Genomic DNA, 14,743 nt, shown 5'->3' with positions numbered 1-14,743 from the left:
GTTTCCGGGGAGATGTTCTTCACGGAAAACTCCGGGGCATCTTATACCAATTCACAATTCGCAATACTCGCTCCGCGAGAAGCAAGCTACGCAATTCGCAATACTCGCTTCGCGAGAAGCTAAAGCTACGCAATTAAAAAACTTAGATGCAGCAAAGCTTTCAGGATTTACATCTGTATCAGATTTTTCGTGAAATGGTATTACCTACCTTTGGGAAATTGTCAGCGAGATACTTGTACTACTTGTTTTTACCTTTACATGATTCCTAATCTTTGTTAGCTTTAATCCCTGATCTCATTTATTTTCGGTGACAAGTTTTTCGTCTTCTTAAGCTTCCTCGTCTGAAATAGTTACGGGCAATTGTTTCTGGTGATTTCTCTGACTAAAGCGCTCAGTAGCAGTTTTAATCACAATATACAAAATGGGAACTACAAACAAACTCAAAAAAGTCGCAATGAGCATCCCCCCAAATACAGTGGTTCCTAAAGATTGGCGGCTACCAGCCCCGGCTCCTGTGGCTGTAGCTAAGGGAAAAATTCCCAAAAGCGTAGAAAAAGCAGTCATCAAAATTGGTCTTAATCGCTGTTGTGCAGCCTCAATTACTGCTTTGTTAATTGGCAGCCCTTGTTCTCGTAATTGGTTAGCAAATTCCACAATCAAAATCGCATTTTTACTCGCTAAACCAATCAACATTACTAAACCAATTTGACAGTAAACGTCATTAGAGAAACCCCGCATTGATTGAGCTAAAAGCGCTCCAAAAATTGCTAAGGGAACTGAAAGTAGAATAATAATTGGGTCAATGTAATTTTCATACTGGGCAGCTAGTACCAAAAACACAAAGACCAAACCTAAGCCAAAAATTAGCGGTGCTAAACCACCAGATTCTATTTCTTCTAATGCTGTTCCCGACCATTCATAACCATAGCCAGGTGGTAAAACTGCTTGAGCAACTTGTTCCATGGCTTGGATTGCATCGCCGGAACTAAAGCCAGGGGCAGCAGCACCGTTAATTTCTATGGAACGGAACAAATTGTAATGATTAATTGTTTGTGCCCCTACCGTAGGTGTAATCTTCACTAAGTTACTCAAAGGAATCATTTGATTTGTTTGAGAACGTACAGATAATTGCCCAATATCTTTGGGGTTAGAGCGAAATTGTTGATCTGCCTGAACGTAAACACGATAATTACGCTGTTGCAGGTTGAAATCATTGACATATTGTGACCCTAAAGCTGTTTGTAGGGTATTGAAGACATCATCTATGGAAACTTGCAAGGCTTTGGCTTTGTTGCGGTCTACTTCTACCAAAACTTGGGGTGTGTCAGCCGCAAAGGTGCTAAATACAGCTTGCAATCCTGGGGTTTGATTGGCACGCCCAAGCAATTGACCCATCGACTGCACTAAATTTTCTAAACCACTACTACCTCTGCGGTCTTGGAGTTGAAAGACAAAGCCGCCAAAGTTGCCTAAACCTTGAATAGGTGGAGGATTCACGGGAAAAACTCTGGCTTCGGAAATTGTCATTAATTTTCCGCGCAAATTACCCAAAATCGCCTGGACTGACTGGTTTGGTTTTTGCCGTTCGTTCCAAGGTTTTAAAGTTGTAAAGATAATGCCACTATTGGCGGTGCTACCACTAAAACCAAAACCACCGACAGCAAAAGTTCCTAAGACTTCGGGAACTTGGAGAATTTCTTGTTCTACTTTTGCCATAACGTCGCTAGTATATTGCAGCGAAACACCTTGTGGTCCTTGAATGATTGTCAGAAAAAAGCCTTCGTCTTCGTCAGGGAGAAAAGCTGTGGGCACAGTCATGTACAACCAAGCTGTCATTCCTAAGGAGACAACGAATAAGCCAATAATAATACCTTTGATGCGGGTGAGAAAATTCAGCGATCGCCTATAACCCCTGGTCATCCAATCCAAAAATCGATTAATTTGCTCAAATATCCGACTCAACCATCTGGGGGGGTGTTGTCCTTGCCGCAGCAGTTGACCACACAGAGCAGGAGTTAAGGTGAGAGCTAAAAAAGTAGAAATAGCGATCGCAAAGGCGATCGTCAGGGCAAATTGCCGATACAGTGCGCCTGTGGTTCCCGGAAAAAATGCCACTGGTACAAACACTGCCATCAGCACTAGGGATGTAGCAATTACAGCCCCAAACAATTCCGCCATGGATTCACTCGCCGCCTGACGCGGACTCATCCCCTTTTCTTGAATAAAGCGGCTGATTTGTTCGACAACAACGATCGCATCGTCTACTACCATCCCTGAGGCTAAAGTCAAACCAAACAATGTCAAACTATTGATGGAAAAATCAAAGGCTTTGACAAAAACAAATGTCCCAATCAAAGATAGAGGAATCGTAATTGCTGGGATTAATGTCGTCCGCCAATCTTGCAAGAAGACAAAAATCACAATTACAACTAACACCACCGCCGCTATCAGAGTCTTGAATACTTCTGCTAAGGACTCTTCTACAAATAATGTTGTGTCAAATGCTACTTGATATTTTAAACCTGGGGGAAAACTAGGAGCTAATTCCACCATTGCCGCTTTCACACCCTTGGCTACATCCAAGGCATTGCTACCGGGAACTTGATAAATCCCCAACCCCACGGCATCTTTAGCCCGATATCGCAGAAATGTATTGTAATTTTCTGCACCTAATTCGGCTCTACCCACATCTTTGAGTTTAACTAAGGTGCCATTTTCCTCAGATTTGAGGACAATTTCGGCAAATTCGGCGGCATCTGTCAATCGACTAGAAGCACGAACATCAAGTTGATACTGTTGTCCTGGCGGCGCAGGTTCTTGCCCAATTCTCCCGGCACCCACTTGTAAGTTTTGTTCGGAAAGCGCCCTAGTCACATCATCGGTTGTCAATCCCCGACTGGCTAGGCGAGTGGGATTTAACCATAAACGCATGGCATAGCGACGTTCACCAAAAATTCGCACATCACTCACACCTTTGACTCTTTTTAAGGCATCTGCCAAGTAAAGGTCAGCATAATTACTTAAAAAGACTGTGTCATACTCTTTGTTGTCTGAGTACAAACCAATCCCTAAGAGAATGCTATTCGATTGCTTAGAAACCCTCACCCCGGTACGTTGGACAACATCGGGTAATTGGGCTTGAGCTACAGAAACCCGATTTTGGACATCAACGGCGGCAATATCTTTATTTCGTGAGGAATCAAAGGTAGCTGTAATATTAGTAGAACCATCATTACTGCTGCTGGAAGTAATATATCTGAGTCCCTCAACGCCGTTGATTTGCCTTTCTAGGATGTTAGTCACTCCACTCTCGACAACCTCAGCACTGGCTCCGCTATAGTTGGCAGTAACACTGATTTGCGTGGGGGTAATATCTGGGAATCGGGCAATTGGCAAAGTGGGAATGCTGATTGCTCCCACTATCAGGATAATCAAACCGCAGACCGTCGCAAAGATTGGTCGTTTAATAAAAAAATCAACAAACATATTTTTAGTAATCGGTAAGTGAAACTACGTAATTAGTGGTTATGTATTTGCACAAAACTTAGTTTTTCCGATTACTCCCTTCTTCCGACTCAGCAATAATCGGCACACCATTATTGAGGTTCAGAATCCCAGAAACGACGATTTTTTCCCCAGCCTTCAGTCCTTCGCTAACTTGATAATTATTGCCTTCAATAGCTCCTAACTTGACTGGTTTTTGCACAGCTACTAAAGCAGGCATTCCCGGTTTAGGTTGCTCTGGGGCTTGGGCGACAAACACAAAAGTCTCTCCACCTAAGCGAGATACGGCTGTGACGGGAATTAATATACCTGGGCGTTCATTCCAAATCACTCTAGCTGACACTAATTGGCGATTCAGCAATTGCCCGCCAGTATTGGCAAAGGTGGCTTTAGCTAAAATTGTCTGCGAGTTTACACTAGCATCAGGAGAAGTAAAAGTTACTTTACCTCTGGCTGTGGGTTGCCCTTGGGCATCCAATAATTGCACAGGTAATCCCACGCGCAACTTGTCACCTTGGCTGATGGGAATAGCTAGATTTAATTCTAAGGAATCATTTTTGGTGATGGTGGTGAGTTCGTCACCTTTATTAACAAACTCTCCCAATTTTACGGGGATATTACCGACAACACCAGTAAAGGGGGCGAGGATATTAGTATATTGCAGTTGCACTTGGGCAGTCCGGACTTGAGCTGCAGCCTCACTTACTTGCGATCGCGCTTGGGCAATTTCTTCTTGCCGAGGACCATTCTCTAATTGCCGTAAATTTTGTTTTTCTTGTTCCACCACAGCAGCTAACTCATTAATATCAGAGCGTCTGCTTTTACGAACTTCCTCTAATCGACGCTGGGCTTCTTGTAACCGGGCTTGAGCGCTACGCTCTTCTCTAAGATATCCTTCTAGTTGATCTTGGGAAACTGCACCTTCTTTTCTTAATTGTGCGTATCGTTTGGCTCTGGATTGAGCTAGTTCTAAATCGGATTTTGCCGCCTCAATTTGAGATTCCGCTTGGGCAATTTCTTCGGGACGCGCTCCCGCTTGGGCGTTACTCAGGCGAATTTGTGCTTGATTTAGTTTGGCTCTGGCTTGGGCAATTTCTTCTTTGCGAGTACCTGCTTTCAGTTCCGCCAGTCTTGTTTGGGTACGTTCTAGGGCGGCTTTTGCTTGTTGTACCTGAGCTTGAGCATCGTCACTTTGCAGGCGAATTATTACTTGTCCCCCTTGGACGCGATCGCCTTCTTTAACTACAACCTCGGTGACTCGTCCATCAATATCTGGCTTGAGTACCACTGAGCGTGGAGCCTCTAAGGAGCCAACAAACTGGGATGTTTCCTGTAAATTTCCCGTCTCGACAGTAGCTAGCTTGACAGGAACTCCCATTGGTTGATTTGCCGCAGCCCTAGAGCCTGCATTGTTAGCTGGGTTCATTTGCCGCCAGCGCCAACCACCACCAAGACCGACAATTAATAAGATACTGCCGATAATTAGAGACCAACGTTGTTTTTTAACAGCCATAGATATTCGCCCTGGCTTGATTTGGGGCTGTTCTGGTTCAGCCTGATGAGAATCATTAACAGCAGGCTTTTCTGCCTCACCAGGAAGAGAATAATCGGGGAACTCAGAGTCAGACATCTTCACTTTTTCACCTTGATATTTCAAATTTGGCGATTTGCTTTGGTATCATTTCCAACTCAAGACTTATCGGGCTGATGTTCTGACGTGCAGAGATTTTCATAATAAGTGATGACTCAGATATGATATTCGCGGAAAAGTTATTGTTGGTAGATTGCAGACATCGGCTGATACCAGACTCTATGTCCCGATCAATCTCTGGAAGAGGAACGATTGATATTGATTGGCAGAACACTAATAGCACCGACAAATAGATTGACACAAGTCTCTATGTAAGATTCGGTGCTATAGCCTAGTGTTGTCGGGGTAGCAGTACGACGTAGCATCCCGGAAAGCAACGTACCTATGAACATATCCACTGCTGGTTTTAAATCTATATCTAGACGCACAGTACCTTTCTCTTGTCCCTTTTGTAGGTATGCAACCAGTTTTTCGTTTAATGATTGACAAGCATCATGTAGTATCTGCCGAGCCGCATCAGGATGTCGCTTTGCTTCGCCAATAAATGTGCGAATTAAGGCTTCATGCTCCTCTAACATCTGATTGTAAAGGCATGCGTAATGGCTCAGGTCTGTATCTAAATCCTGCGTCCATTCGTCCTGATTGTCTAAAGCTTCTGCCTGCAAAGCGATCGCTTGCTGGATGACAGCAGCTAATAGTTGCTCTTTGTTCTGGAAATGGCGAAACAAAGTGACTTCGTTTACCCCAGCCACACGGGCAATTTCACGGGTTGTCGCCCCAGCTAACCCTGCATTGGCAAACACCTCGGTTGCTGCTGCCAATAGACGCGCACGAGTTTGCGCGGTTCTTGAAACTAAATTTTCCATGCAAGTGCTTGCTTACATTGTGAGGACTACAGCACATTATAGTGCATATGTAAGGAAAAAACTTTTATGTTTTTTTTATTTGTTGCCGTTATTACTTGGATATTTAATTAATTAAAAATTAACTAGAATTATGAGAATTTAGGCATCTTCTCCAATTAGAAAATATAAATCTTCTCCAGTAATTAAAGAAAGTTCAGAATCAGCTAATTTTTCGAGTTGATGAGTGACAATTCGATTTGCTTGTTGTTCAATACTGCGCTCAAATAATGTGCGGACATATCGACCATTGCCAAAACTTTTATTCCGTTTTTCGTAGGCTGAAGCAAAAACTTTTTGCAGGACTATATAAGCAGATAAATCAATTGAATATCCGTTGTCGATACAGAACTTTTTAAAAATAGCCAGCAATTCATCTGGCTGATAATGGTCAATATATAAAAAACGGTTGATGCGCGACTTCAAACCCGGATTAGATTCGACCAATTTCTCCATTTCATCAGCATAACCAGCGATAACTACAGCAATGCGATCGCGCTGGTCTTCCATGCGTTTTAATAATACTTGTAGAGCTTCTTTACCGAAGTCGTTGGGTGTATCATCGGGAACCAACATGTAAGCTTCGTCAATAAATAGTACACCACCTATTGCCTGCTGGACAGCATTTTCCACCCGTAATGCTGTTTGACCGATGTATCCACCAATAATCCCGGCTCGGTCTGTTTCCACAACATGCCCCCGTTCTAAAAATCCTAATTGTTTGTACAATCTACCTACCAATCGAGCGATTGTTGTTTTACCAGTTCCCGGTGGTCCATATAACATCAAATGTAGTGATGTTTGTATAGTTTTTAGTCCTCTTTGTTTCCTTTCAGTTTGAACTTTGAGAAAATTTGCTAGGCAAAAAAGTTGCTTTTTAGTACCTTCATGTCCAATTAATGCATTTAAATCGGCAATTATCTTCTCCAAAGTATCATCATTGGGTGGTTCATGTTCAACAAAATTAGCTTTTGTCTCTGGTTTTAAGTCTTTGGCATCTTTCGTTGATTCTTCATGTGTTTTGGTAATCTCAGGACTACTAATAATTAAGTTGTGAATCTTAATTTGCATTTTGTCATGAATTACAAAACCAAAGCTTTTACCCAAAACATCCATCACATTTACAGCTAAAATAGTCTCCACCAAGGTGCTATTAATATAAAAATCGACAAAATCCCCAACTTTACGGATTCCCAAAACATTGATACAATTGCCAATTTGAATGCGATCGCATTTTTTCCAATTCGCAAAATGCGTTAAGATACCGTCTTTGTAATGAGTAATTCGATACAAGCCATTGCCAGAAATAATAAACTCGAAAAAGTTATTGGTATCTAATACCCCCCAAACAAAGCCATAGCCATAACCATCTATACCACTTGACTTTTCCAATGTAATATGAATTTGAAACTCATGGCGATCGTAGAAAAAATCTGCTGAGTTCCAAGTTAACCAGTAAGTATCGCCAGAGCGTTTATGGTCAAATAAGTAACAATTATCCTTGAGGGTAAGGCTACAATCCAGATCATCCCGCGTTACCCATTTTCGGCTATTTTCCGGGGAATTTTGCTCAGAAAAATGTCTTCCCGGTAAGTTTTCCTGAAAGTGTTCCTCGAATATCAACATTGCGGTTCCCTTCTCAAGCCATGTGAAGATTCCATAGCATAGCGACTCTTGCTGAGTATCGCCTAGGGATAGCTACAAGAATACATAACTATTTTTCGGAAAATATTTTGATGTATCAGGTTTTCTAGAAAACTCTAATGCCCCTTTGTTTCCAACTCGATTTTACCGTAATCTAATTTGATAATTCTATCAGCAATGTGAAAATAGCGGTCATCATGAGTAATTACTAGCACAGTTTTACCTTTATCTCGTAATTGTGGTAATAATTCATTATAAAATATTTCTTTAAAATTTGGATCTTGATCGGCAGCCCATTCATCAAATAGGTAAATTGGTCTATCTTCTAAGTATGCTGTTAGTAAAGCTAACCGTTTACGTTGTCCTTGGGAAAGGGAAGTTGTCGAAAGTATACCATTTTTAATAATAACTTTATGTTGAAGTTGAAGTAATTTTAAATAATCCTGTACTTGTTGTTCAGAATTATTATTTTCTAATCCTAATAACTCATCAAATAAATAAAAATCTGCAAAAATTACCGAAAAGTGCTGCCGATACCATTCACGATTTTCATCATTAATTAATTCACCATGAAAATAAATATTGCCGCTTTCGGGAACATATAAACCAGTAATTAATTTTGCTAGAGAAGACTTGCCACTACCATTTCCACCGACAATAAATACTAATTCCTGCGGGTACAAATTTAAATCGATCGCACCTAATGTAAAACTACTATCTTCTTCACCTGTATGATAGGTATGGGTGACTCCTTTGAGTTCTAAACTTTGCCAATATGTTTCTATCTGAGGCGGAACTGTGGTAACTTCAGCACGACTTGCCAAGGACAAACCTAGGGATTCTATTTTTGCCAAAGCAATACCAGCTTGGCTCAGTTGAGGAATTTTGCTGATGATGTTATCCATCGGCATCATTAGGTATGTGAAAGTCAAAATGTAGCTGTAGAGTGTGAGTTGATTAATATTCATAAAATTTGGCAGTGCAAACAAGACAAAACCAATCGCAAAGAAGAATATAAATCTGCCCCAAGTATTTGTAGTTGCAAAAAATGTTAAACCACGAGTGTAATGATGTTTATATTTGTTGGCGGTTGTTTGTAATTGTTTAGTGAGGAAACTTTGCCGTCTTTGATAATGTAACTTGAGTTCTTTGACACCTTCTGTAATTGTGCGAAAATGTTTAAATAAGATATCTTCATCTTCCCGTGCCATTGCCAGATTTTTTCTGCCTTGGTTGGTAATCCATTCGCAACTACTAATAGCAACAATTGCAATCCCAATTACAATTAGAATTACTAACCATGAAAGCCAGGTAATATATATTAAACAACCCAAAACCATCGTCGCATCAATACATAAAAATGGGATTGCATAAACTGCAACTGCAATAGTTTTGACATCTTCCGTCAAATTTGCCAGCAAACGAGGATTTCCCATTGCTTCCAAATGGCTTAATTCGGAACTGAGAATTTGCTGACAGAGACGCATTCGCAGTTGCAAAACAGCTTCCTGTGCGAGGCGAATCAACACCACCTGGGAAATAATACTAGTCACCAGTGAAATGATTGCCAAACCGACAAAAAGCCAAGCCAGCAGCGTTATCGAGACACTTGAATTGCGAGTTGTGGCACTGCTAACTAAAGCAATGAGACTAGCACTACTTGCGCCGCTCAAAAATCCGGTAATAATAGCTATACTTACCATTTTCCATTGCGATCGCAGTAAAAATAAAATTAAATTCATGAAGTCGTTAAATTGATAATGAATCGGAATCAACCATCAACTATTTTAGATTTAGAAATCTATTTTCAAAAAATCTTACTTTTTGTATAGTTTTTTAGCAGAATATTGCTTACTTTTAACTATTAATCTTAAATTTCGGCAATGCTTGCGTTACAGAATGTAACTTTTTGATTTCAATTTAGTCTTCTCTAAAGATAAATATTCTAAACTGATACGCAATGTATACAAATTTATTTTCACAAGAACAACTCAAAATTTTGTCAAATCTATCTACCTAAATAATTAGTGTTGGGGGGAGAATTGGGAATGACTACAAATCTAACGCCTTTAGATAACCCAATTAGATTAGAGACAGACTTGAAAATTAACAACATTTCATCAACTCCAAAAGCTTTAGAACAACAGCAGACTCGTTACAAACCTGTAAATCATCGCCGGATTCTTTGCATTTTCCCCAAGTATAGCCGTTCTTTTGGTACATTTCACCATGCGTATCCCCTCACAGGAAGGGTAAAAGCCTTTATGCCACCACAAGGTATTTTAGTTGTGGCTGCTTACTTACCCAAAGAGTGGGAAATTAAATTTGTAGATGAAAATATTAAACCAGCAACATCAAAAGATTACCGTTGGGCGGATGCAGTAATTGTTAGCGGAATGCATATACAGCGCCCCCATATGCATAAAATTAATCAACTAGCACACAATGAAGGTAAAATTACAATTATTGGTGGACCTTCAGTATCCGGTTGTCCAGAATATTATCCAGACTTTGATATTTTGAGTATTGGAGAATTGGGAGATGCTACCGATAAAATAATTGAATATTTAGATAAAAATAATCAACGCCCATCTCAACAAATTCGCTTTGAAACAATAGAAAGACTACCCTTAACTGAGTTTCCCACACCAGCATATCATTTACTCAATCTTAACCAATATTTTCTTGCCAATATCCAATTTTCTAGTGGTTGTCCTTACCATTGTGAGTTCTGCGATATTCCCGAACTTTATGGCAACAATCCCCGGATGAAAACCCCGGAACAGGTTATCAATGAATTAGATACCATGCTGAAATATGGCAACATTGGGGCAGTCTATTTTGTTGATGATAATTTTGTTGGCAATCGTCGTGCCGCCATGGAATTGCTACCTCACCTAATTAACTGGCAAAAACGTCACGGTTATCCGGTACAGTTTGCTTGCGAAGCGACTTTAAATTTAGCGCAGAGTCCGAAATTATTGGCAATGATGCGCGAAGCTTATTTTTGTACGGTATTTTGTGGGATTGAAACTCCGGAAACTAATGCCCTCCAAGCTATTTCCAAAACTCATAATTTAAGTATGCCCATACTTGATGCCGTAAAAACCCTCAATAGTTACGGAATGGAAGTAGTTTCTGGCATAATTATGGGACTAGATACTGATGATAGCGCAACTTGCGATCGCATTCTCCAATTTATCCAATTATCCCAGATTCCTCTGTTAACAATTAATCTTCTTCACGCTTTACCAAGAACCCCTTTGTGGCGAAGATTGGAAAATGAAAAACGACTGGTGTTTGATGAAAATCGAGATTCTAATGTTGAATTTTTGATGCCCTATGAACAAGTTGTAGAGATGTGGCGGCGTTGTATTACGACTGCTTACCAACCGGAGTTTTTATATCAGAGGTTCGCCTATCAAATGGAAAATACCTATCCTAATCGCATCAAAGTACCTAATAGTCCAGCTAGATTTTCTAGAGCTAATATTATCAAAGGCTTGACATATTTGAGCAATATTTTGCTGAGGGTGGGAATTTTGAGTAATTACCGCCAGACATTTTGGAAAATGGCAAAGCCAGCTTTTCAAAAGGGTGATATCGAAGGCTTAATTCATGTGGGTTTAGTTGGACATCATCTAATTAAATTTGCGATGGAATGCAGCACAGGGAAAGAATCAGCCTCTTTTTACTCACAAAAGATTCGCCATGCTGTTCGTAGTTAATTTCCGATGTTCAAGAAATTAGTTATGACAGCAAAGTTAAAAATACGAGATGTATAATTTATCAGGTTTTATATTTATGTACTTTATTTACTTTTCCAGTCTTTAGATAAGCAGATAAGTTTAATTAAATACAAAACTTTGGTAATACTTTCCTTCTATTAGTTTTGATTGTAATCATGTAATTCACAATGGCAGTAAAAACTTGGGATGCAAAAATAGCTAACTGGCTAGTTCAACCTTTAAAAAATACTTGGGTAACACCAAACCATTTAACTACAGTTAGATTAATTACTGGACTAGCAGCAGCATTTATATTAGGAATTGAGCCAAAATTAGCTAATATTGGTGCTTTTGTTTTTGCACTATCTAATTTTTTAGATCACACCGATGGTGAATTAGCTCGAATAAGTGGAAAAAGTAGTAAATTAGGTCATGTATATGACTTAGCTAGTGACGCTATTATTCATATTTTAATATTCTTAGGGATTGGTATTGGCTTGAGGAATACCCAATTAGGTTATGGGGCAATATTAATGGGTTTGGTGTCGGGTATTGCAGTTGCTTTTATTTTTCATTGGCGAAATCAAATGGAAAAAAAGTTAGGAAAAGATTTAACTAGTCAACCAAATTTTTGCGGATTTGATATTGAAGATATTTTGTATTTATTGCCAATTGTAACAATATTGAATGGCTTGATACCTTTATTAATTGCAGCAACAATTGGTGCACCAGTTTTTGCTATTTGGGTATTTTGGGAATATCAAAAAGTCAAATATTTAGATATTAAATAATTCAAATGAAAGCAGATTTAAAAAACATCTTACCCTCATCTGTCACTAATACCAACATGGGTAATTTTCAACGCTTTATCTCCAACATGAAAGATGCGATCGCATATTTTGGATTTCGTCAAGTATTTCTCCAACCTCGTATTCATCGATAGTAATCAATTGTGATTATATCTATATCCCTGGGTAATTTCTCAACTAAATATTCACCTCCCTACTAATCACAAACACGCCAAGAATGCAAAAAATTTCCCCAACCCCAAATCAATCGGCAAAAACATTAAAGCCAAAGAAATCCACACAACTAAAAACACTACTCCAATCTCCAGAACTCCAATTTATTATGGAAGCACACAACGGAGTTAGCGCCCGTATCGTTGAAGAAGCCGGATTTAAAGGGATTTGGGCAAGTGGACTTGCGGTTTCTGCCCAATACGGTGTACGTGATAATAATGAAGCCAGTTGGACGCAAATTGTAGAGATGTTGGAATTTATGTCCGATGTGACTCAAATCCCCATTTTGCTGGATGGTGATACCGGATATGGAAACTTTAACAATATGCGCCGCTTAGTTAGAAAACTCGAACAGCGAGAAATTGCTGGCGTTTGTATCGAAGATAAATTATTCCCCAAAACCAACAGCTTTATTAATGGGGAAAAACAACCCCTTGCAGACATCGAAGAGTTTTGCGGCAAAATCAAAGCTGGCAAAGATAGTCAACTCGATGAAGATTTTTGTATTGTTGCTCGTATTGAGGCGTTGATTGCTGGGTGGGATTTATCAGAAGCACTGCGACGTGGGGAAGCATATCATGCTGCGGGAGCCGATGCGATTCTCATTCACAGTAAGTCTTCTCGCCCTGATGAAATCATCACTTTCGCCAAAGAATGGGCAAATCGCATTCCCTTGGTAATCGTTCCCACAAAATATTACAGCACGCGCACCGAAGTATTTCGTCAAGCCGGGATAAGTTTAATAATTTGGGCTAATCATATGATACGTGCAGCTGTTGCTAGTATGGAAGCGATAGCACGTGAAGTTCAAGTCAGCGAAACATTAGTTAATATCGAAGAAAAAATTGCTCCCATCAAAGAAATTTTTCGCCTCCAAGGTGCAGAGGAACTTCTCGAAGCGGAAAAGCGCTACTTTGGTGACAGCAAAAATCACAGTAATGCAATTATTTTGGCAGCCACGCGAGGGGAAGAATTACACGGGCTAACCCTAGATAAACCGAAAGTGATGTTACCCATTGCCGGGAAACCATTACTCAGACACGTAGTCGATAAATTCAAAAAATTGAATATAAGCGATATTTCCCTTGTCGCCGGGTACAAAGCGGAAACTATTGATGTTCCGGGGATTAAAATTATCCACAATCCCGAATACGCCACCACCGGAGAACTCGCTTCCCTCGTTGCTGCCAAAAATCAATTTAGTGATGACATGCTGGTGACATACGGCGACTTGCTATTTAGAAGTTACATATTAAGAGACTTGCTCGAATCCAGTGGAGAAATTATTACTGTCGTCGATTCCGCCATGAAAAATAAGTCTAATAGTGGCTCTCCCGACTATGCATACTGTTCCCAAGCCGACGAACTTTCTTTATTTGGACAGGATGTAAATCTCTTAAAAATCAGTAAAAACCAGCAAATGGAAAGTAATAAAAACTACAGCAAATCCCATGGGCGTTGGATTGGCATGTTACGTTGTCAAGGACAAGGTAAGCAATGGATAGAAGCTGCATTATGTCAACTACAAACCCAGCCAGAGTTTAACAAGATGAATTTAGCAGATTTATGCAATCATCTCATTAGCCAAGGTAAAACCATCAAAGTATTATATATTCGCGGTAACTGGCTAGATATTAACTCTTTGGACGATTTAGATTTAGCCTTCCAATTAAATGGATAGGGTTATTTTTAGGAGTATTTTAATAATTTGCCAGACTAACTCCACATTTCCCTCAAACATCATCACCTCATACTCGCTTCATCACTGACAATTAAAATTTCTCCGCGTCCCCGCGTCTCTAAGTCTCTGTGTCAGTCTTAATGATATAGGCAAAATTGATATGATTCTCCATCATTCCATAACACTAACGGAGTATATTGAAGCCTTGAGGACTAACTCCAAAATACTCCGTTGTTTGCATATACCTAATTACCACTTCTCTTTTTGTCTTGTTTAAAGGCAAAATCGTCTTCCTTCATTGTGACAATACCATGAATCCCAATCGCCGCGATCGTTGCACCAATAAATCCCCAAGTCCCATCAGTAAAGGCATTGACGCGATGTGCGAGACTGCGATGATAGGCTAAATCTAACTGCCGAGTGCTACCTTCTCCGTCACGTGACAACCGAGCAATGTAATCTTCGGTTCTTTCCAAAGCGTTATAATCGATATCGAAAGAATAAAGTGATGAACCCATGACAATTAAACCGGGTATCACTAATGCAATTAATAGTATTCCTCTACCGCCACTCATTTCGACCTCACAAGGGTAATATATGCAATCAATGCTGACATAGGCAGTTTTTGGCGTTAGTATCTGACAAACAATTACCAAAATTGTGAAGTGGTG

The 14,743-nt window shown here is 39.9% G+C and carries 10 protein-coding genes; 4 read left to right on the top strand and 6 right to left on the bottom strand.

The genetic code is table 11. From position 1 onward, the window contains the following. Positions 1–327: 327 nt before the first annotated feature. The 5 genes from VB733_RS11780 to VB733_RS11760 all read right to left on the bottom strand — a co-directional run bounded on the left by VB733_RS11780 (position 328) and on the right by VB733_RS11760 (position 9,383). Positions 328–3,486 (bottom strand): efflux RND transporter permease subunit, encoded by a 3,159-nt coding sequence (locus tag VB733_RS11780; RefSeq protein WP_323340272.1) that lies wholly within the window; start codon positions 3,484–3,486, stop codon positions 328–330. Between the two features lie 58 nt (positions 3,487–3,544). Further along, a complete protein-coding gene (locus VB733_RS11775) occupies positions 3,545–5,134 on the bottom strand; it encodes an efflux RND transporter periplasmic adaptor subunit (RefSeq protein WP_323340271.1) in 1,590 nt (529 codons plus the stop codon). Between the two features lie 191 nt (positions 5,135–5,325). Continuing rightward, positions 5,326–5,961 (bottom strand): TetR/AcrR family transcriptional regulator, encoded by a 636-nt coding sequence (locus tag VB733_RS11770; RefSeq protein WP_323340270.1) that lies wholly within the window; start codon positions 5,959–5,961, stop codon positions 5,326–5,328. Positions 5,962–6,099: 138 nt separating this feature from the next. After that, entirely contained in the window at positions 6,100–7,623 is a 1,524-nt protein-coding gene (locus VB733_RS11765; protein ID WP_323340269.1) for an AAA family ATPase, read from the bottom strand. 134 nt (positions 7,624–7,757) lie between these two features. Beyond that, positions 7,758–9,383, bottom strand: a complete 1,626-nt coding sequence (locus tag VB733_RS11760) for a cyclic peptide export ABC transporter (protein WP_323340268.1) — start codon at positions 9,381–9,383, stop codon at positions 7,758–7,760. A gap of 306 nt (positions 9,384–9,689) precedes the next feature. Between VB733_RS11760 and VB733_RS11755 the strand changes: the two genes are divergently transcribed. The 4 genes from VB733_RS11755 (at position 9,690) to aepX (ending at position 14,072) form a co-directional block, all read left to right on the top strand. Continuing rightward, the gene (locus VB733_RS11755; protein ID WP_323340267.1) at positions 9,690–11,369 is read left to right on the top strand and encodes a B12-binding domain-containing radical SAM protein; all 1,680 of its coding nucleotides are present in this window, start codon (positions 9,690–9,692) and stop codon (positions 11,367–11,369) included. Positions 11,370–11,557: 188 nt separating this feature from the next. Beyond that, entirely contained in the window at positions 11,558–12,160 is a 603-nt protein-coding gene (locus VB733_RS11750; RefSeq protein ID WP_323340266.1) for a CDP-alcohol phosphatidyltransferase family protein, read from the top strand. Positions 12,161–12,165: 5 nt separating this feature from the next. Beyond that, positions 12,166–12,312, top strand: a complete 147-nt coding sequence (locus VB733_RS11745) for a hypothetical protein (protein WP_323340265.1) — start codon at positions 12,166–12,168, stop codon at positions 12,310–12,312. An 83-nt stretch (positions 12,313–12,395) separates the two neighbouring features. Beyond that, complete coding sequence (gene aepX, locus VB733_RS11740) at positions 12,396–14,072, top strand: phosphoenolpyruvate mutase (protein WP_323340264.1); 1,677 nt, start codon at positions 12,396–12,398, stop codon at positions 14,070–14,072. Between the two features lie 245 nt (positions 14,073–14,317). On the opposite strand, the gene VB733_RS11735 is transcribed toward aepX, so the two are convergent. After that, on the bottom strand, positions 14,318–14,647 hold the full coding sequence (locus tag VB733_RS11735) for a hypothetical protein (protein ID WP_323340319.1): 330 nt from the start codon (positions 14,645–14,647) through the stop codon (positions 14,318–14,320). Between the last annotated feature and the right edge of the window lie 96 nt (positions 14,648–14,743).

Origin of the sequence: Calothrix sp. UHCC 0171, from assembly GCF_034931845.1 — a bacterium.
Taxonomy (GTDB): domain Bacteria; phylum Cyanobacteriota; class Cyanobacteriia; order Cyanobacteriales; family Nostocaceae; genus Brunnivagina.
Note: the sequence above shows the minus strand (reverse complement) of the source record. Positions and strands in the feature narration are given on the sequence as shown.